A 20609-nucleotide genomic window follows, 5' to 3' on the forward strand; every position below is an offset into this window, starting at 1 on the left:
ATTGCTGGTTTGCTGTTTCCACTACACACTCCATGCGTCTGCTGCACACTTCCGACTGGCATCTCGGCCAATCCCTGCATAATTTCGAACGCCACTACGAACACCAGCGCTTCCTGGACTGGCTGCTCGACACCGTCGTCAGCGAGCGGGCCGACGCCCTGCTGATCGCCGGCGACATCTTCGACAACGCCAATCCGTCGTCGGCGTCGCAAAAGCAGTTGTACCGCTTCCTGCAGCGGGCAAAGGAACGCGTGCCGCATCTGAACCTGATCGTCATCGCCGGCAACCACGACTCGCCGGGGCGGCTGGAAGCGCCCGGCCCGCTGCTGGAGGCGCACGGCACCCGCGTGGTCGGCGCCGTGCAGCGCGACGCCGACGGCGCCATCGACATCGAAGCGCTGGTGCTGCCGCTGACCGGTAGCGGCGGCGCGGTCGAGGCCTGGTGCCTGGCGGTGCCCTTCCTGCGTCCGGGCGACGTGCCCAGAATGCCGTTGGAAGATGGAGCCGCCGATCCCTATTTGGCCGGCATCGCCCTGCTCTACAAACAGGCGCTGGAACTGGCATTGTCCAAGCGCCGGGACGGTCAGGCGATACTGGCGATGGGGCACTGCCACATGGTCGACGGCCAGATGTCCAACGACTCCGAACGCCGCATCGTCATCGGCGGCACCGAGATGCTGCCGGCCGGGATCTTCGACCCCGCCATCGTCTACGCCGCGCTGGGCCACCTGCATCTGGCGCAGGCGGTCGGCAAGCAGGATCACATCCGCTATTGCGGCAGCCCGATACCGCTGTCGTTCGCCGAAGTCGGCTACCAGCACCAGATCCTGCGCATCGACATCGACGGCGCGGCCGTCGGCGCGATCACGGCTATCCACGTCCCGCGCGCGGTGGAGCTGCTGCGCGTGCCCGCCAAACCGGCGCCGCTGGCGCAGGTGCTGGAGGAACTGGCGGCGCTGGAGGTGCCGGACGCCCCTCCCGACCAGCAACCCTTCCTGGAGGTGCGCGTGCGGCTCGACGCGCCGGAGCCCGGCCTGCGCTCGCGCATCGAAGCCGCGCTGGAAGGCAAGCCGGTACGGCTGGCGAAGATCGAGACCTCCAGCGCAGCGCGCGCGTCGTCCATCGACAGCGACGTGATGACGCTCGACCAGCTGGAGCAGCTCAAGCCGGACGACATCTTCCGCCAGCTCTATCAGCAGCGCTTCGGCAACGACGCCCCGCCCGAACAACTGAGCGCGTTCGCGGAGTTGATGCTGCCATGAGGATCCTGAAAATCGGCGGCAAGAACCTGGCCTCGCTGGCCGGCGAATTCGGCGTGGACTTCGAAAGCGAGCCGCTGGCCTCGACCGGCCTGTTCGCCATCAGCGGTCCGACCGGCGCCGGCAAAAGCACCCTGCTCGACGCCCTTTGCCTGGCCTTGTACGACGCCACGCCGCGCCTGCTCAAGGTCGCGGGCCGCAACTATCTCACCGACGTCGGCGCCGAAACCGTCTCCACGCAGGACACGCGCACCTTGCTGCGCCGTGGCACCGCCGAAGGCTACGCTGAGGTCGATTTCGTCGGCAACGACGGCTCCTCCTACCGCGCTCGCTGGAGCGTGCGGCGCTCGCGCACCAAGGCCGAAGGCGCTTTGCAGCCGACGATGATGTCCCTGCTCCTGCTGCCGGCGCTGCAACCGATCGGCGGCACCAAGACGGAAGTGAAGGCGGAGATCGAAAAACGCATCGGCCTGTCGTTCGAGCAGTTCACGCGCGCCGTGCTGCTGGCGCAGAACGAGTTCTCGGCTTTCCTCAAATCCGAGGACAACGAACGCGGCGAACTGCTGGAGACCCTCACCGGCAGCACCATCTATACCGAAATCTCGATGCGCGCCTTCGAGCGCGCCAAGCTGGAACAACTGGCGCTGCAAAAGCTGAACGCGCGCCTGGCCGACCAGAAGCCGCTCAGCACCGAGCAGCGCGGCGAGATCGAGGCGCAAGGCATGGCCGCCGCGGAAACGTTGCATGGCTTGGAGCAGCGCAAGGCGGAGCTGGAACAGGAACTGCGCTGGCACAAGCAGGCGGAAAAGCTGAAGGAGGACGAGCTGGCCGCGCAACAGGCCAGCGAGCTGGCCGCCGCCGACGTGCTGGCGTCCGCGCCCCAACGCGGCGCCCTCGCCCGCATCCTTGCCGTGCAGCCGGCGCGCCCGCTGGCCGACGACATCCGCCGCATCGACGCCGACATCGCCGCCACCCACGCAACGATCGCCACCAGCACCCAGTCCGCCGCCGACGCCGCGCTGGAACTGGAACGCGCCGGCGTCGCGCACACGCAAGCGGCCGCGCAACTGCTGGAAGCGGAGAACGCGCAGCGCGCCGCCGCTCCGCTGCTCGACCAGGCCAAGGCGCTGGACGCGCGCATCGAAGCCATGCTGCCGGCCTACCGCCAGGCCTCCGCCGCGTGCGAAAAGGCCGATCAAGCCGATGCCGCCGCCAAATCGGCGATGCAATCGAAACAGGACGAGCGCCTGCGCCTGGACGCGCAGCAAGCCGCCGGCGCCACCTGGCTGGGTCAGCACAAACAATGGCAAACGCTCGCGCAATCGTGGGAACGCTGGGACGTCTTGTTCGTGCAGGCCGGCCAGGCCGCGTCGCAGGCGGAAAAACTCGGCAACGCGGTCGCCCATGTGCAACGCAACGCCAAGGCCCATCGCGACGAAGAGGCCGACGCCAGCGCCAAGCTGGCCACCTCCAGCGCCGTGCTGCAAACGCTGGAAGCCCGGCGCCAGGACGCCACCCAGGCGCTGGCCGCGTTCTCCGCCGAGCAGCTGCAGGCGACGCGCAGCGGCTGGGAGCAGCGCCGCGATCTGCTGGCCGGCGCCGAGAAAATATGGATAGAGCTGGAGGCGCGCCAGCAGCGCGGCGCGCAGATCGCGGCACAGTCGGCGCAACTGCGGCAGGCGATGGAAGCGGCCGAGAAGCAACTGGCGGCGGCGCAGCAGGAAAACATCGCGATTCTCGGCGCCTTCTCGCAGGCCGAGCGCTCGCTGAAGCTGGCGGAGGCGGCATGCGCGGAGAACGTCGAATCGCTGCGTGCCTCGCTGGAGGACGACACGCCCTGCCCGGTGTGCGGCGCGCGCGAACATCCTTACCGCCACAATGACGGACCGCTGCAAGCGATGCTCGGCGGGCTGCAGGACGAGGTGACGCGCTGCCGCCGTCAAATGGAGGCCAACGTCAATCAACAGGCCGCCCAACGCGCAACCGTTCAGGCCAGCCTGGAACAGCTGCAAGCCTTGAGTACGGAAAGCCGTGGCGCGCAGCAGGCGCTGGAAAAAATAACCGCAGCGTGGAGCGCGCACGCGCTGGTCACAGCAGCCGGCGCCTCGCAGCCGGAGCTGCCGGCGGAATCCGAGCGCACCGACTGGTTCACGTCCGAACTGGAGGCCGCCCGCACGGCCCTGCAAGCGGCCGATCGGCAGGAACGCGCGCTGCACGCCGCCCGCAACGCCCGCGACCAGGCGCAATCCGCCTGGGATGTGGCGTCGGCGGAGCACACCCGCCTTCAGGGCGTGGCGTCAAGCGCGCAGACCGCGCTGGCGCTGGCCAATACCGAATACAAGGCGCTTGAAGGCCAGCGCATCGAAGTGGCGCTGACACTGAGCGCACTGCTATCGGACCTGGACGCCGCCTTCAGCGGCGGCGACATCCCGAGCGACGAATGGAAGGACGACTGGAAAACCGGCCCGGCCCGATTCCACGCCGCGCGTCAGGCCGAAAGCAAGCAATGGCTGGCGCAGCGCGCCGCGTACGACGAACGCAGCGCCGCCATGGCCACCATCGACGTCGAGCTGAAAGGTTTGAACGACGCCCTGGCCAAGACCAGCCACGACGCGCTCAGCGCCCGCGAAGCCTGGAACGCCGCGGACGCCGCGCTGCGCGCCATGCAGGAACAACGCATGGAACTATGGGACGGCAAACAGGTGGGCGAAGTCGAACGGACCCTGGTTGCCGCCATCGACGCCGCCAGGTCGCAGCTGTCCAGCCGCCAGCAGGCCGTCCAGCAGGCGACACAAACCAGAACGCGGCTGGACGAGGCGCTTGCGCAAGCGGGCCATCGCCTGGCCGCGTTGCGCGCTTCGACCACGGAAGCCGCCAAGAAACTGGATGACTGGCTGGCCGCGTTCCAGCAGCGCCAGCCCGAGGACGACGAGCACGCGCTGCGCGATCTCGAACATCTTCACTCCCTGCTGGCCCACGGCGCCGACGACATCGACGCCCGGCGCAACGCGTTGCAAGCCATCGACCGCGCCGCCGACAACGCCGCCACCGTTTTGAAGGAGCGTCAACGACAGCGCGCACAGCACCAGTTGTCAGCGCCGCCAACGCGCGTGCCGGCGGCGGTGACGGAGGAAGACGAAATATCCGACCTTCCCGAGTCGCCGGTCGCCGCCCTCGCGACCGCCCTCAATGAATTGATGGCCGAACGCAAAGCAGCCCACGACGCCGCGACCGCGTTGCAACTGGCCTTGGCACAGGACGACGCCAAGCGCCGGCAATCGCAGGCGATGCTGGCCGAGATCGAAAAACAGGAAGCCATCGAACAGCGCTGGTCGCGCATGAGCGACTTGATCGGTTCGGCCGACGGCAAGAAGTTCCGCAACTACGCGCAGCAGTTCACCCTGGACGTGCTGCTCGGCTACGCCAACGCCCACCTGAACCACCTCGCGCGGCGCTATCAACTGGAACGCATCAACAATCCGGCCAGCCCCTCGCTGGCACTGCTGGTGCGCGACCAGGACATGGGCGGCGAAATGCGCTCCGTGCATTCGCTATCGGGCGGCGAATCGTTCCTGGTGTCGCTGGCGCTGGCGCTGGGACTGGCCTCGCTGTCGTCGAACCGGGTGCGGGTCGAATCGCTGTTCATCGACGAAGGCTTCGGCAGCCTCGATGCGGAAACGCTGCGCGTGGCCATGGATGCGCTGGACGGCCTGCAGGCCATGGGACGCAAGGTCGGCGTCATCTCCCACGTGCAGGAGATGACGGAGCGGATCGCCACCAAAATTCTGGTGCAGCCGTCCGCCGGCGGCCGCAGCACGATCAGCGTGATGTGAGCTTCATCGCTTGGGCGGCTCCCGCTCTCCCCGCTCCAGCTGCAACAACTCCCAACCCAGCTCGCGCCGGATCTGTTTAGGGTCCGGCGGCGGGCGCCGTTCCTCGATCTGGTTCCGCAACCACTGTCGCACGGACTCTTTGCTAGGTTGCTTCCTGTCTTCCATGGCCTTTGCCTCTTCGTGGAATGATCCCTGGTGAGACCATAACGCTACCGACTATCTGGGTGTTGACCGCGAATTTGCAACCAATTGCGACAAATTTGCTATCATGAATGCATCAGTTCGGACGCGACCATCATGAGCATTGGCGCCATATCAACCAGTTCCGCCATCCAGCCGCCAGAGCGCGCAGCGCCCCAGGCCCGGGAGGATGCGTCCGCCCCGGTCGATTCCAGGACCGCCTCCTCCACCACCACGCTGACACCCGAAGCCCTGAAGCTGATCGACGAGCTCAAAGCGCGTGATGCCGAGGTGCGCCAGCACGAGCAGGCGCACCTGGCGGCGGCTGGCGGTTTGGCGGTCTCCGGCGCCTCCTACACCTATCAGCGCGGCCCCAACGGCGTCAACTACGCCATCGGCGGCGAAGTCCAGATCGACACCTCGCCCGGCGGCACGCCCGAGGAAACCATCGCCCGCGCCGCCACGATCCAGGCGGCGGCGCTGGCGCCGGCCGGCCCGTCGGGCGCCGACCGCGCCGTGGCCGCCCAGGCGCAGCAAATGGAAACCCAGGCCCGCGCGGAACTGGCGCAGCAGCAGTCGCGGCAGGCCACAGGGTCCACACAGCAGCAAGATCAAGAGAGCTCATCGGAGCGCGTGCGCCGCGCCTACGGCGGCGAGCCGGCGCCGCAACCCGCGCTGAATGTCTATGCGTGAGCATTCGCCTGAGGGGGCAGTGATAAAATCCCGCTTTGCCTCTCGCTTCCGGATCAATCATGTTAAAAGCACCACGTACCCTCACCTTCAAATGCGCCAAGTGCGCCAAGGCCGTGCAAGTCCGCCTGCAAAAGGTCTCGGCCTGCTCGCACATCCAGCCATACCTGGGCATTTGCGCGTGCGGCGAGGTCAAACATCACGCAATCGGCCAAAAAGACGCGGTCGCGTCCTACCTGGCGGCCCCCGAAGGCTGGACCCACCACCACTAAAAAAATTAGGTGGCACACAAATTCCTCTGAATCACGTAGGGCGGATTAGCGCAGCGTAATCCGCCAAGCTCCGCCGGCGGCCCTGAACAATCACGAGATTTACGCCCACCCCTCAAGTTTTGCGCAGTCCAACCGTTATATAAGTATTACCAAACGGAAACTGCCATGTCCACTCTCTCCGCACTCGGCGCCCGTGCTTTGCCGGCGCCCTACACTGCCGCCACTACGCAAAACGACGGCAAGGCCACCGGCGCGCCCGCCACGCAAAAGAGCAACAGCGCAGCGTCCTCGCCGCTTTCCCTGTCCAGCAACGCGCTGGACATGCAAAAACGTGTCGCCTCGGTCGGCACCGCCACCGTCGACTTCGCCGAAGACTTGATGAACAGCTTCACCCAGGCTTTGTTCGGCGACGCCGCCAAAGGCGCCACCATCGACTTCGACTCGGCCAGCCTGGAAGCCTCGTCCAGCTACGCGCTGGGCGTGCAGCAAAGCTCGGGCCCCAACGGCACCCGCTCGCTGGCCGCCTTCAGCCTGAACGACAGCGCGCACTTCATCGGCAAGGGCACGATCACCACCGCCGACGGCCGCAAGTTCGATTTCGAAGTCGAAGTCAAATACGAGTACCAGCTCGACGCCGCCGCCAGCCAGACCACCGGCGGCAACGCGCCGAAGGCCGACAAGCTCGGCAACAACGCCAGCGAACGGGCCAACGACCGCGCCAACGACAGGGCCGGCAACAAGCCGCAAACCGTCGACCTGCCGAGCGTCCAGCTGCCGAACATCGACTTCGCCGGCACCTTGGCCGACCTGTTCGAGCTGATCGGCCGCGATCTGCAAACGGCGCTGTCCACCGCCGGTGAAGACGGTGGCCAGAACGGCGACACCGTCGACCGCAACGCGCTGCGCAGCCTCTCGCTGCGGCTGCTCAATCTGGTCGACAGCAGGGAAGCCAACACCTACACCGCGCCGACCCAGGCCGACCAGGCCAAATCGGCGGCGGCGTACGGCGACCAGGCCGGCGCCGCCAACCAGGTGACCGGCGGCCCGTCGGGCGCCGTCGATCCAGCCGTGGAAGCGGCCAAGCCGGCAGCCGTACCCGTGGCCGGTGCGGATTCCGCGCCCCCAGCTACCGTCGCCGCCGATGACGGCAAAGGCGCCGCCACCGCCGCAGGCTGACCGCCAAGTATAATAAGCGCCTCGACACACGGAAACGCCGCAGGGATGCATCGCATCCCCGGCGTTTTTTGTGCTTGTTTTTTTCCCATCATTAGCATCCGCTTATTCCTACCGATTGCCTGACATGCCCGTACAAACTCCCTCCTCCCCGATTCCGCAGCAGATCCACTGGGAGGAAAACGGCGTGCAGTGCTCCGCGCGCTGGCGCTCCGAGGCCGGCATGCCGCCGCCCAAGCGCGTGATGATCGCCGACGACCGCACCAACGCCGATGTCGCCTATCGCCTGGCCTGCGAAGGCACCGCCCTGCTGTGGCGCGGCGACTTCCAGAACGCCCGCCAGTTGCTGCAAGCGCTGGCCCGCCGCGCCGACGTCAAAGGCAAGCCGTCGAAAAAAGCCAAGCCGGCCAAGACTCCGGCCACGCCGACCGAAGCGTTCCACCTGCACCGCCAGGCGCAATCGCAGCGCGCCCGCACCCTGGCCATGCTGCTGATCCCCTTCGACGCCGGCTACACCATTCCGCTGCGCCGCGCCCCGGACGTGCAGCTGGCCTGCAACGAAGCCTATGGCCGTTTCGAGGAACCGTTCATCGCCTCGCTGCGCGAGCTGCTTGGCCTGATCGGCGCCCACGAATGGCGCCGTACCGGCGTCGAGATCCCGGCGCTGGACGCGCGCATCCACCCGCACTACGGCGTGTTCTCGCCGGTGCGCGGCGAATACGTCGACCTGGTGGCCAACACGCCGCTGCCGGCCGGTGTCAAGCTGGCTTATGACATCGGCGCCGGCACCGGCGTGCTGTCGGCGGTGCTGGCCAAGCGCGGCGTCGCCCGCGTGATCGGCACCGACCAGGACCCGCGCGCGCTCAGCTGCGCACGCGAGAACCTGGCGCGGCTCGATCTGGACGGCCAGGTCGAACTGCAGCAAGTGGACCTGTTCCCCGATGGCCGCGCGCCGCTGGTGGTGTGCAACCCGCCGTGGGTGCCCGCGCGACCGAGCTCGCCGATCGAATACGCCGTCTACGATCCGGACAGCCGCATGCTGCGCGGCTTCCTGGCCGGGCTGGCCGACCACCTGACGCCGGGCGGCGAAGGCTGGCTGATCCTCTCCGACCTGGCCGAGCACCTGGGCCTGCGTCCGCGCAACGAGCTGATGGCGTGGATCGCCGCCGCCGGCCTCAAGGTATTCGAGCGCCACGACGTGCGCCCGACGCATCCGCGCGCCGCCGACACGACCGACCCGCTGCACGCGGCGCGCGCCGCCGAGGTGACGTCGCTGTGGCGCCTGGCCGCCGCGTAAAACAGCGCGAATTATCAGGCCTTGCGGATTCAGGCAAGCCTGTGTATAATTCGGGCCTCAGACGCGGGGTGGAGCAGTCTGGCAGCTCGTCGGGCTCATAACCCGAAGGTCACAGGTTCAAATCCTGTCCCCGCAACCAGATACAAAAAGCCGTTGATTCTTGCAAAGGAATCAACGGCTTTTTCCTTTTCCGTAGCGACTATCGCACGGCTAGTTTCGGCGTTTGGTGATATCCTTTGCTTCTCTATAAGTTTGTCAAAGTGGCATAAATGATCCCGGGCGGACGCATGCAAGTGGAAAAACGTAACAACATCAACATCCACGGCGATGACGTCGACCAGCCCACCATGATCCTGGTCCACGGCTTCGGCTGCGACCAAAGCATGTGGCGCCATTTGGTGCCGGCGTTCCGCGACAAGTACCGCATTATTTTGTTCGATCTCGTGGGCAGCGGCGGCTCGGACCTGTCGGCCTACGACAAAACCAAATATTCCACCCTGCACGGCTACGCCGACGACCTGCTGGAGATCGTCGACCACTATTCGACCGGGCCGGTGGTCTTCGTCGGACACTCGGTCAGCGCCATGATCGGCCTGCTGGCCTCGAACGCGGCGGCGCACAAGTTCGCCGCGCAAATCATGGTCGGCCCATCGGCGTGCTACATCGACGACGAGACTTACCGTGGCGGTTTCTCGCGCGCGGACATCGACGATCTGCTCGACACAATGGAGAGTAATTACCTCGGCTGGTCGAGCACCATGGCCCCGGCCATCATGGGCGCACCCGAGACGCCAGAGCTGGGCGTGGAATTGACCAACAGCTTTTGCCGCACCGATCCCGACATCGCCAAGCACTTCGCGCGCGCCACGTTCCTGTCGGACCACCGCGCCGACCTGGCCAGATCGACGACGCCGACGTTGATCCTGCAATGTAGCGACGACCTGATCGCGCCGAAGGAAGTGGGCGATTTCATCCACCGCGCCATTCCCGGCAGCCAGTTGGCGATGATCGAGAACACCGGCCACTGCCCGCACCTGAGCGCGCCGGCCGCGAGCATCGACGCCATGCGCGCCTATCTCGCCGGGCTGCGCTGACCCCATGCGCGAGCGCCGCAGCTCGGGCTGGGACCTGTGGGAGGACGCGCCATGCGGCCTGCTGATCGCCGCGCCCAACGGCACGCTGCTGCGCGCCAACGCCACCGTCTCGCGCTGGCTCGGCTACGAACTGGCCGAGTTGATCGGCCATAAGCGCTTTCCCGACCTCATGCCGATGGGCGCCCGCGTATTCCTGCAAACCCACTGGACGCCGCTGCTGCAAATGCAGGGGTCGGTGTCCGAGGTGCAGCTGGACCTGCTGCACAAGGACGGCCGGCGCATCCCGATGATGCTGAGCGCCATCCGGCGCGAACGCAACGGCGCGGTGCAGGATGAAATCGCGCTGTTGATGGCGGCCGACCGCAAACTCTACGAGCGCGAGCTGCTGGCGGCGCGCGCCAAGGCGGAGGCGGCCACCAACGACCTGGAACTGGCGCAAACCCGCTTGCGGCAGGCCAACGACGCCATGGCCTCCGAGGACCGCCGCAAGGATGAATTCCTCGCCACCCTGGCGCACGAGCTGCGCAACCCGCTCGCGCCGATGGCCAACGTCATCGCCACCATGGAGCTGCGCGGCGCCGATGCGCCGCCGTCCGGGCGCGAGCTCGGGGTGCTGGCGCGCCAGGTTGCGCAAATGACCCGGCTGGTGGACGACTTGATGCATGTCTCGCGCATCAGCCAGGGCAAGATCGACCTGCGGCCGGAACCGGCCGACCTGGCGCAAACGCTCAAGTTCGCGGCCGAGGAGGCGATGTCGTCGATCCATGCGGCCGGCCAATCGCTGCGCATCGATCTTCCGGCGTACCCTGTGTGGTGCAATGTCGACCGGGCTCGGGTGACACAGATAGTGGCCAACCTCCTCAACAATGCGAGCAAATACAGCCACCGGGGTGCCTATATCGAACTGGTCACCAAAATATTCGACGGCAGCGCGGTGATCCAGGTGATCGACGACGGCATGGGCATCCCGCCGAACCAGCTCGACAACATTTTCGACATGTTCTCGCAGCTGACGCCGGCGCTCGACCGAGCGCAAGGCGGCTTGGGGATAGGCCTGTCGCTGGTGAAGGGGCTGGTCGCGCTGCACGGCGGCGAGGTCTCTGCGCACAGCGCGGGTGTCGGCCAAGGCAGTTGTTTCACGGTCCGCCTGCCCTTGATCGAGCCGCCGGCGCAGACGGTGGCCGAGGAACCAGCGGCGGCGCCCGCGACCGGCAGCCAGGCCGCAAGCATTGTCATCGTCGACGACAACGTCGACGCGGCCGAGACGCTGGCGGCGGCGATGGAGATGCTGGGCTACAGGACGGTCGTCGCCAACAATGGGCGGCAGGCCTTGCGCGCGATCGCCGAGTCGCTTCCGCACGCCGCCATTCTGGACATCGGCCTGCCCGACATGAACGGCTACGATCTGGCGCGGAAAATCCGCAGCGAGCCATGGGGCGGAAAAATCGCGCTGGTCGCGGCAACCGGCTGGGGCCAAGAGGCCGACAAACAAGCCGCCAGGGACGCCGGCTTCGATCTACACTTCACCAAACCGCTCGATTTCATGAAACTGGACCAGCAGCTACGGCCGTTGATGCCGGGCAGCTGAGCGTGCAAGCACTAACTTAAACCAGCCTCCGACAATTTGACAAACCTAAGCGCTTAGGATAGTTTATGCCGCATGCCGAAACGATTCAGTCTCAAGGCGCGAACATAAGAATTACCTTCAGGACGCCAGATCATTGCCCTCCTCACGTCCATGCGTTTAATAGAGCTCAGCAATGGGAATTCCGGGTCTTCTTCTCGTACGTCTCAACGGAAATAGCTTTTGAGATTAAATTCGGAACGCCAAAGAAACCGCACATCGAAGATGTCATGAACTACGTTCTCAATAATTTGCCTAAATGTAGGAAAAATTGGTGGCATGTGTTCGGCAAGGTGTGCCTAAAAAATACATATATCAAGATCAACAAAGCCGGAATAGCCAGCGCGGCTATGCCGAATGATCTCGGTGCCATTAAAATTCTGACCGCAAAATATGATGACATCGCAAGATCCATACATTTTCAGCAGGATGGAATAGTCGGCTGCCAAGTGGCTACTTGCCCATAGGAGAGCACCATGAGATCGAAAATCGTGATTTCTGATAAGGAGTACGAGAGAGCTTTGGAAAGGAGCGCAAGTTCGCCGAAGAATCCGTGGCAACTTACCGGACTTAAGTATCTTAAAAATAAGAAGTGTCTGGTGTTGGGCTTCGAACAGGGTGTGGAGCTATCTTTACCCACGTCACTTGTTCCCCAATTGAAGAACGCTAAACGTGAGAATTTGAAGGATGCGTTCCTCTCTCCTTCCGGGGAAATAATTGTTATCGAAAATTTAGATGTTCACCTGAGCACCAAGGAAGTCATTGAGGCAGCACTATCAGCCATGCCGCACGCAGCGTTCGCCTCTAAATTTGGAGCCATTGGAGGAGCTAAATCGAGCGCTGCGAAAAAAATAGCGTCGGCGGCAAACGGGCGTAAGGGCGGTAGACCCAAGACAGTCACCACCGCCGATGAGCAGCCGCCACGCGAACTCGTCGATGCGGATTAAGCGGTCATCCATTCACGGCCGGCTCGCGTAGGGAAGAGCATAGGTCGCTTTTTTACATTCCGACACATTCACCTTGCCCTGTAAATGCCACAATCATGCTTTTTGGCAGCTCAGGAGGCACAGTGAAAGATACGGACCCGGTCGAAACCCAAACACAGCAAGACGCACCCGCCAACCCGGCGCGCCGCCGCATCTTCCAGGCCGCCGCCGCGACCGGCCTGGCCACTTCCCTGCCCGTCCTGAGCGAGGCCGCGCCGGTCAGGCAGCCCGCCAAGGGCTCGCTAGACGCCAAGCTCAAGGCCAGCGTCAAGAACGTGGTGGTGATCTATCTGGAAAACCGCAGCTTCAACAACCTGTTCGCCAACTTCCCCGGCACGGCCGCGCCCTTGTCGGCGGCGCCGGCCGCCGCCTGTCTGCAGCGCGACCGCAACGGCGCCGTGCTGCCGGCGCTGCCCAAAATCTGGGGCGGCATGGTGCCGACGCCGCAAGACATCGGCGGCAAAAAATACGTGCTGAAGGAAGACGACGTCAAGGACCTGCCGAACGCACCGTTCAAACTGGCCGACGTCGAAGGCAAGCCGCTGCCGGAGGCGGTCATCACGCGCGACCTGTGGCACCTGTTCTACCAGAACCAGATGCAGATCAACGGCGGCAAGAACGACGGCTTCGCCGCATGGGGCAACACCGGGGGCATGGTCATGGGCTACTACGGCGAGACCAATAAAAACCTCGGTCTGTGGAAGATCGCCGAGCAGTTCACCTTATGCGATAACTTCTTCATGGCGGCCTTCGGCGGTTCCTACCTGAACCACCAGTTCCTGATCACCGGGCGCACGCCGGAATACTTCAACGCCCCGCAGACCGCCGCCAGGAAGAAGATCGCGGTGCTCGACGACGGCCCGACCGGCATGTGGCTGAGCGTGACCAAGGACAGCCCGGCGTCGGCGATGGACGGCATGCCGCTCTACGTCAACAACGGCGCCATCACCCCGGACGGCTACGCGGTCAACACCATGGCGCCGCCCTACCAGCCGAGCTACATCCGCCCCGCCGCCGGCGGCGACAAGCTGCTGGCCGATCCCGACGACGCCGGCACGCTGCCGCCGCAAACCTACGACACCATCGGCGACCTGCTGTCGGCCAAAAAGGTGAGCTGGGCGTGGTACGGCGGCGCGTGGCAGGCGGCGCTCGACGCGCGCGGCGGCGGCGAGAAGCCCAACTTCCAGTACCACCACCAGCCGTTCAACTACTTCCGGCAGTTCGCGCCGGGCACCGCCGCGCGCGCCGAACACCTGCGCGACGCCGGCATGGGCGACAGCCCGATCTCGAACAAATTCATCGCCGACGCCATCGCCGGCAAGCTGCCGGCCGTGACCTTCTACAAGCCGCAAGGGAGCCTCAATCTGCACGCCGGCTATTCGGACATCGAATCCGGCGACGCCCACATCGCCAACGTGATCGAGCACCTGAAAAAATCCCCGCAGTGGAAGGACATGGTCATCGTGATCACCTTCGACGAGAACGGCGGCTGGTGGGACCACGTGGCGCCGCCCAAGGGCGACCGCTGGGGCCCGGGTTCGCGCATCCCGGCCATCGTGGTCTCGCCGTTCGCCAAGAAGGGCCAGGTCGACCACAGCTTCTACGACACAACGTCGATCCTGCGCTTCATCACCCGCCTGCACGGCCTGCCGCTGCTGCAGGGGCTGAAGACGCGCAACGAGGCCTTCGCGGCGCGCCAGGCGACGCCGCCGGGCGACCTGACGGGGGCCTTGAGCTTCCGCTGAGATTCCCCTTGGGGCCGCGTGGGTATGCTACAATCGCGGTTATTACCTCACTGAGCCCGACTCCTGCAGCCGGGCTTTTGTTTTGAGCGGCGCGTTTTCGATGGCGCCGTGGGCACGAGATTTTGAAATGAGAGATAAAAAAGATAACGCCACGTTCGACCTGCCCGGTTTCAGCCCGGCCGCGCCGCTCGAACCGGAAGCGAAGCGTCCACCGGCGCCACGCGCCAGGCGCGCGCAGCTCAAGCAGGAACAACTCGAACTGCTCGATCCGACCGACGCCAGCGGCTTGCCGGTCTGGGTCCGCGACGAGTCCCTGGACCTGACCGGCCTGCCGGTGTGGGCGCCAAACTAATCGCACCGTAGTAACACCTAAATCACCACCGCACACAGCATCAGGGCCGGAACGGAGCCTGTTAGACTGTGCTTACGTCCTTTTTGAACAGGCCTGACATCATGACCTCCCCCGACACCACCACGCCGGATGGCGACAGCACCGCCTTCGCCAGCCTGCCGCTGACCGCCGAATTCCTCGCCAACCTCGACTCCCTCGGCTACAAGTCGATGACGACCATCCAGGCGCAAAGCCTGCCGTCGGTGCTGGCCGGACGCGACCTGATCGCCCAGGCCAAGACCGGCAGCGGCAAGACCGCCGCCTTCGGCATCGGCATCCTGGCCAAGCTGAACCCGGCCTGGTTCGCGGTGCAGGCGCTGGTGCTGTGCCCGACCCGCGAGCTGGCCGACCAGGTGGCCAACGAGTTGCGCCGCCTGGCGCGCAGCACCGGCAACGTCAAGGTGCTGGTGCTGACCGGCGGCTCGCCGATGCGCCCGCAAATCGCCTCGCTCGAACACGGCGCCCACATCGTCGTCGGCACCCCGGGCCGCGTGCGCGACCACCTGGGCCGCAATACGCTGGACCTGACCAAGGTCGAAACGCTGGTGCTCGACGAGGCGGACCGCATGACCGACATGGGCTTCTACGACGAAATCGCCGGCATCGTCAGCGCCTGTCCGAAGCGCCGCCAGACCCTGCTGTTCTCGGCCACCTACCCGGACGACATCCGCCGCGCCACCGACTCCTTCCTGGCCGATCCGGTCGAGGTGACCGTCGAGGCGCAGCACGACAACAGCAAGATCGAACAGCTGTTCTTCGAGATCGGCTTCGATCAGCGCACCGCCGCCGTCGGCAAGCTGCTGGGGCACTACAAGCCGGCGTCGGCGATCGCCTTCTGCAACACCAAGGTGCAGTGCCGCGAGCTGGCCGACGACCTGCGCGCCAAGGGCTTCTCGGCGCTGGCCTTGTTCGGCGAACTGGAACAGCGCGAGCGCGACGAGATCCTGGTGCTGTTCTCCAACCGCAGCTGCTCGGTGCTGGTGGCGACCGACGTCGCCGCGCGCGGCCTCGACATCCCCAACCTGGAGGCCGTCATCAACGTCGACGTCTCCAAGGACACCGAGGTGCACATCCACCGCGTCGGCCGCACCGGCCGCGTCGGCGAAAAAGGCCTGGCGCTGTCGCTGTGCGCGCCCAACGAAAAGAAGTGGGTCAAGCTGATCGAGGAATACCAGGGCTCGAAGGCCGAGTGGTTCGACCTCGACAGCCTCGACGGCGACGACTACGGCGTCGATCCGGCGCCGATGATGACGCTGGTGATCTCGGGCGGCAAGAAGGACAAGCTGCGTCCGGGCGACCTGCTGGGCGCGCTGACCGGCGACGCCGGCCTGAGCAAGGAACAAGTGGGCAAGATCAACGTGTTCGAGTTCCAGACCTACGTGGCGATCGACCGCCGCGTCGCCTACGAGGCGTTCGACCGCCTGAGCAAGAACAACCCGCTGGGCGGCGACTTCGGCGCCATCAAGGGCCGCAACTTCAAGATGCGCTTCATCGAGGCGTAAGCGATCGTTAGCGGCGCTGCCGCTCGATGCGGGGCAGCAGCACCGTCAATATACCCAGCAGCGGCAGATACGAGCACAGCTTGTACACATGGGCGATGCCGGCGACGTCGGCGATGTGCCCCATGGCGGCGGCGCCGATGCCGCTGACGCCGAACATCAGGCCGAAGAAGATGCCGGCGACCATGCCGACCTTGCCCGGCATGAGCTCTTGCGCGAACACCACGATGGCCGAGAACGCCGACGAGATGACGAAGCCGATCACCACGCTCAGTATCGCGGTCCACAACAGGTCCACATACGGCAGCATCAAGGTGAACGGCGCGGCGCCCAGGATCGACATCCAGATCACCCGCTTGCGGCCGATGCGGTCGCCGATCGGGCCACCGATGAAGGTGCCGGCCGCCACCGCCGCCAGGAACAGGAACAGATACATCTGCGCCGACGCCACCGACACGCCGAATTTATCGATCAGATAGAAGGTGTAATAGCTCGTCAGGCTGGACATGTAGATGTACTTGGAAAAGACCAGCAGCGCCAGCACCGCCAGCGCGCCGATCACGCGGTGCTGTGACAACGGCGATAACGCCGGCGCGGCGGCCTTGCGCGGCAAGCCCGCCAGGTGGTCGCGGTGCCAGCGGCTCACGCGCACCAGCACCACGATCGCCACCACCACCAGCGCCGCGAACCAGGCGATATTGCCCTGTCCCCGGCCGACGATGATGCCGGCCGCCAGCAAAGGCCCCAGCGCCGAGCCGATGTTCCCGCCTACCTGGAACAGCGACTGCGCGAAGCCGAAGCGGCCGCCGGAGGCGAGGCGCGCCACGCGCGAGGCCTCGGGATGGAAGGTCGACGAGCCGACGCCGATCAGCGCCGCCGCCACCAGCAGCGCGGGAAAACTGGAGGCGACCGACATCAGCAGCACGCCAATCAGCGTCGCGCACATCCCCAGCGGCAGCAGGAACGGCATCGGCTTGCGGTCGGTGTACAGCCCGATCCAGGGTTGCAGCAGCGAGGCGGTGCACTGGAAGACCAGGGTGATCAGCCCGACCTGCGTGAAGCTCAGGCCAAACTGCGCCTTGAGCATCGGATAAATCGACGGCAGCATGGCCTGCGTCAGGTCGTTGAGCAGATGGACCAAGGCGACGGCGCCAAGGATGCCCATGACGGTTTGGCCGTGCGGCCGGGTGGTGGATGCCGGCGTTGGCGCTGCGGCGGTAGCGGTTGAAGTCATCGTAAAGCCTTGAATGTCGAGGCTTACAGTGTATGATGGCTTCAACAACGATATATTCCATTTTTCGTCGACTAAGTGACAAACAAACTTCCCGCCCCCACCCGCAGCAGCGACCATCGCGACTACCAGCGCGTGCCGCGCGTGGTCACCGCCATGGCGCGCGACGCCGGGCATGGCGTGTCGGCCAAGCCGCACAGCCACGAACGCGCGCAACTGCTGTACGCCACCGAAGGCCTGATGCGGGTGCAGACCGAATCCGGCGTGTGGATACTGCCGCCGCGCCGCGCGCTGATGATACCGCCCGGCGTGGTGCACCACTGGACCTCGATCGGCAAGGTGACGATGCGGACCATTTACATCGAGGCCGGCGCGGCCACGGCGTTCGGCGAGGGCTGCCGGGTGATCGAAGTGAGCCCGCTGCTGCGCGAGCTGATACTGGCCTTGCTGGCGGAGCCGGTCGAATATCCGCAGCCCGGGCGCGGCGAGCATCTGGCGATGCTGATCCTGTCGGAGCTGGCGGCGGCCGAGACGGTGCCGGTGGCGATCCCGTGGCCGCGCGACCGCCGCCTGCTGGCGGTATGCTCGGCCATCATGGACGATCCGGGAAGCACGCGCACCATCGAAGACTGGGCCGGCGATGTGGGTGCCAGCGCGCGCACGCTGATAAGGCTATTCCCGAAGGAGACCGGCCTGCACTACCGCCAGTGGGTGCAGCAAGTGCACCTGGCCGAGGCCTTCGGCCGCCTGGCGCGGGGACACGGCGTGGGCGAGATCGCGGCGGCGCTGGGCTACGCCAGCCCCAGCGCCTTCAGCGCCATGTTCCGCCGCATCCTCGGCAAAACGCCGCAGCACTACCTCACCGAGTGGCGCGCCCCGCTACAGTCGGCGTAAGGACATTAAAAGATGGATAATGCGCCACAAATAAGATTAGAGATTGAAAGGAAAGATCGATGCGAAAGTTAATCGCGGAGCTGCGCAGGCTTTATTTACCCGACGACCGCCGTTACGACGATGCGGAGCTGGAAGCGCATCTACGCGGCGAGCGGACGATCGGCGTCGATCTGACCGGCGGCGACGGCCTGGCGCGCGCGCTGGTGATCGAGTTCCGCAAGCTGCCCGACGACGGCCATTGGAGCCAGTTGTGCGAGACCGCGAACGCGCTGCAAACGGAGCTGGGATTGCCCGCGCCGGCGGTGAGCGTGTCGGGCGGCGATAGCTATGGCCTGTGGCTGTCGCTGGAAGCGCCGGTGCCGGCGGCGCGGCTGCGGCAGCTGAAAGCCTTGCTGCACCAGGCTTATTTCGCGCAGCAGGAAATCGATATCGACAAATCGGTGGTCGAGCTGCCGCCATCCCTGCATCAGGCCAGAGGCCTGTGGGCGGCGTTCATCAATCCGGGCATGGGGGCCTCGTTCGCCGACGATCTGGGCTTGGACATGCAGCCGCCGGTCGCCGCGCAAACGGCTTTCCTGGAAGGTCTGCGTGGCATCACCGCCAAGGAGTTTGAGCACGCGCTTGAAGTGCTTAGGAACCGGCTTGGCGCCGATACCGGGACCATGGCACCAATGGCACCGTCACCGACAAAAACGGGCGCCACGCCGGCAGGCCTGCTGCTCAAGGACGCCAGCATCGAAGACATCGTGCGCCATCTGCAAGAACGGAATATCGAGCCGACCTTCCGCTTCCTCAAGTAGTTTTACCGCACCGCCAGCGACACGCTGGGCGGGAACTGCGGCGCGCGCCGGTGCAAGGTGGCCTGCTCGTACGAATAGGCCATGCGGATCAACGCCGCATCGCTGTAGGCCGCGCCGACGAACGACAGCCCGACCGGCAAGCCATGCACATACCCCGCCGGCACCGTGATGTGCGGATAGCCCGCGACCGCCGCCGGCGAAGAAAAGCTGCCGGTGAAATGATCGCCGTTGACGAAGTCCGTCAGCCACGCCGGGCCGCCGGTCGGCGCCACCAGCGCGTCCAGCCGGTGCTCGCGCATCACGCGGTCGATGCCCTCGGCGCGCGCGTAGCGGTGGTTGTTGGCCAGCGCCTCGCGGTAGGCGGGCGTGTCCAATCCACCCTTCTGCTGCGCGCGTTCCATCTGCTCCTGGCCGAAGTACGGCAGCTCCTGCTGGCGGTGTTTCTGGTTGAAGGCGATGACGTCGGCCATATTGGCCACCGACGCGTTGGGCGCGTACTCCTTCAGGTAGGCGGCCAGGTCGGCCTTGAACTCGTACAGCATCACCTCGGTCTCGGTGTCGCCGTACTTGTTCGCGTTCGGCACCTCGGTCTCGATCAGCACCGCGCCCTGCGCGCGCAGCTCGGCCAGCGCTTTTTCGATGACCGCGTCGACGTCGACGTTCTCGCCGAAGAAGTTGCGCGCCACGCCGATGCGTGCGCCTTCCAGCCCGCCCGTGCGCAGCGCCTCCATATAGTCGCCGCCCTTGCCCGCGCCGTCCTTCGTGATCGGATCCTTCGGATCGACGCCGCTCATCGCCGCCAGCATCAGCGCGGCGTCGGCCACGCTGCGCGCCATCGGGCCGGCCGTGTCCTGCGAATGGGCGATAGGGATGATGCCGCTGCGGCTCACCAGTCCCAGGGTAGGCTTGATGCCCACCAGGCCGCAGATCGACGCCGGCGAAACGATCGAGCCGTCGGTCTCCGTGCCCACCGCCAGGGTGGCCAGGCCGGCGGCGATGGCCGCGCCGGAGCCGGAACTCGAGCCGCTGCAGTTGCGGTCGAGCGAATACGGATTCAACGTCAGTCCGCCGCGCGCGCTCCAGCCGCTGACCGAATGCGTCGAGCGCATATTGGCCCACTCGCTCAAGTTGGTCTTGCCGATGATGACGGCGCCGGCCGCGCGCAGTTGCGCGGCGACGTGGGCGTCGCGCGCCGCCCGCACGTTGGACAGCGCCAGCGAGCCGGCGGTGGTGCTCATGCGGTCGCCGGTGGCGATATTGTCTTTTAATAGAACGGGGATGCCGTGCAGCGGCCCGCGCACGCGCTTGAGGTGGCGCTCGCGGTCCATCTCGAGCGCGATCTTGAGCGCCTCCGGATTGATTTCGATGATGGCGTTGATGCGCGGGCCGGCCTTGTCGATGGTGCGGATGCGCGCCAGATATTGCGACGTCAGCGCGTGCGAGGTGAGCTTGCCGGCCTCCATCATCTGCTGCTGCTCGCGGACGCCGGCGTCGAGTATGCCGCCGGCGTGCTTGCCGGCCGCCGCGGGCGCGGCCTGGGCCCGGGTGGCACCGGCGGCGCCCGCCGCGACGCCGATTCGAACGAACTGCCTGCGATCCATACCGTCCTCGTGAGTGGTAGTCATGATGATCCCGCGATCA

17 protein-coding genes and 1 tRNA gene are annotated in these 20609 nt (G+C 65.8%); 16 read left to right on the top strand and 2 right to left on the bottom strand.

Annotation, left to right across the window (positions count from 1 at the left end; translation table 11 throughout):
- Positions 1-32 precede the first annotated feature (32 nt).
- The 14 genes from AC07P1_RS00210 (at position 33) to dbpA (ending at position 16046) form a co-directional block, all read left to right on the top strand.
- A complete protein-coding gene (locus AC07P1_RS00210; protein WP_494693967.1) occupies positions 33-1262 on the top strand; it encodes an exonuclease SbcCD subunit D C-terminal domain-containing protein in 1230 nt (409 codons plus the stop codon).
- A complete protein-coding gene (locus tag AC07P1_RS00215; RefSeq protein ID WP_494693968.1) occupies positions 1259-5092 on the top strand; it encodes an AAA family ATPase in 3834 nt (1277 codons plus the stop codon). Before AC07P1_RS00210 ends, AC07P1_RS00215 begins: the two co-directional genes overlap by 4 nt.
- 297 nt (positions 5093-5389) lie before the next feature.
- Entirely contained in the window at positions 5390-5965 is a 576-nt protein-coding gene (locus AC07P1_RS00220; protein ID WP_494693969.1) for a putative metalloprotease CJM1_0395 family protein, read from the top strand.
- Positions 5966-6024: 59 nt separating this feature from the next.
- A complete protein-coding gene (locus tag AC07P1_RS00225) occupies positions 6025-6234 on the top strand; it encodes a hypothetical protein (protein WP_008449977.1) in 210 nt (69 codons plus the stop codon).
- Between the two features lie 165 nt (positions 6235-6399).
- On the top strand, positions 6400-7410 hold the full coding sequence (locus AC07P1_RS00230) for a hypothetical protein (RefSeq protein WP_494693970.1): 1011 nt from the start codon (positions 6400-6402) through the stop codon (positions 7408-7410).
- A gap of 124 nt (positions 7411-7534) precedes the next feature.
- Positions 7535-8704 carry a methyltransferase gene (locus AC07P1_RS00235; RefSeq protein WP_494693971.1) on the top strand — a complete coding sequence of 390 codons (1170 nt, stop codon included), beginning with the start codon at positions 7535-7537 and terminating at the stop codon, positions 8702-8704.
- A 62-nt stretch (positions 8705-8766) separates the two neighbouring features.
- A tRNA-Met gene (locus tag AC07P1_RS00240) sits at positions 8767-8843 on the top strand.
- Between the two features lie 148 nt (positions 8844-8991).
- On the top strand, positions 8992-9798 hold the full coding sequence (locus AC07P1_RS00245) for an alpha/beta fold hydrolase (protein ID WP_494693972.1): 807 nt from the start codon (positions 8992-8994) through the stop codon (positions 9796-9798).
- 4 nt (positions 9799-9802) lie between these two features.
- The gene (locus AC07P1_RS00250) at positions 9803-11386 is read left to right on the top strand and encodes a hybrid sensor histidine kinase/response regulator (protein ID WP_494693973.1); all 1584 of its coding nucleotides are present in this window, start codon (positions 9803-9805) and stop codon (positions 11384-11386) included.
- Positions 11387-11451: 65 nt separating this feature from the next.
- Positions 11452-11889: a hypothetical protein gene (locus tag AC07P1_RS00255; RefSeq protein ID WP_494693974.1), complete on the top strand. Its 438-nt coding sequence runs from the start codon at positions 11452-11454 to the stop codon at positions 11887-11889.
- A 9-nt stretch (positions 11890-11898) separates the two neighbouring features.
- Positions 11899-12369 (top strand): DUF2442 domain-containing protein, encoded by a 471-nt coding sequence (locus AC07P1_RS00260; protein WP_494693975.1) that lies wholly within the window; start codon positions 11899-11901, stop codon positions 12367-12369.
- 95 nt (positions 12370-12464) lie between these two features.
- Positions 12465-14153: an acid phosphatase gene (locus tag AC07P1_RS00265; RefSeq protein ID WP_494693976.1), complete on the top strand. Its 1689-nt coding sequence runs from the start codon at positions 12465-12467 to the stop codon at positions 14151-14153.
- 127 nt (positions 14154-14280) lie between these two features.
- Positions 14281-14505 (top strand): hypothetical protein, encoded by a 225-nt coding sequence (locus tag AC07P1_RS00270; protein ID WP_090314314.1) that lies wholly within the window; start codon positions 14281-14283, stop codon positions 14503-14505.
- A gap of 101 nt (positions 14506-14606) precedes the next feature.
- Positions 14607-16046 carry an ATP-dependent RNA helicase DbpA gene (gene dbpA / locus AC07P1_RS00275; protein WP_494693977.1) on the top strand — a complete coding sequence of 480 codons (1440 nt, stop codon included), beginning with the start codon at positions 14607-14609 and terminating at the stop codon, positions 16044-16046.
- A 7-nt stretch (positions 16047-16053) separates the two neighbouring features.
- On the opposite strand, the gene AC07P1_RS00280 is transcribed toward dbpA, so the two are convergent.
- On the bottom strand, positions 16054-17277 hold the full coding sequence (locus AC07P1_RS00280; protein ID WP_494693978.1) for an MFS transporter: 1224 nt from the start codon (positions 17275-17277) through the stop codon (positions 16054-16056).
- A 75-nt stretch (positions 17278-17352) separates the two neighbouring features.
- On the opposite strand from AC07P1_RS00280, the gene AC07P1_RS00285 reads away from it, so the two are divergent.
- Together AC07P1_RS00285 and AC07P1_RS00290 are read left to right on the top strand one after the other, a co-directional pair.
- Positions 17353-18168, top strand: a complete 816-nt coding sequence (locus AC07P1_RS00285) for an AraC family transcriptional regulator (protein WP_494693979.1) — start codon at positions 17353-17355, stop codon at positions 18166-18168.
- A 59-nt stretch (positions 18169-18227) separates the two neighbouring features.
- Positions 18228-18968, top strand: coding sequence for a TOTE conflict system archaeo-eukaryotic primase domain-containing protein (locus AC07P1_RS00290; RefSeq protein ID WP_494693980.1), 741 nt, complete (start codon positions 18228-18230; stop codon positions 18966-18968).
- A 2-nt stretch (positions 18969-18970) separates the two neighbouring features.
- Here the strand turns inward: AC07P1_RS00290 and AC07P1_RS00295 are convergent, their stop codons facing one another.
- Positions 18971-20569 (bottom strand): amidase, encoded by a 1599-nt coding sequence (locus AC07P1_RS00295; RefSeq protein WP_494694781.1) that lies wholly within the window; start codon positions 20567-20569, stop codon positions 18971-18973.
- Positions 20570-20609 lie beyond the last annotated feature (40 nt).

Source organism: Duganella sp. GW821-FHT07F09, from assembly GCF_059418705.1.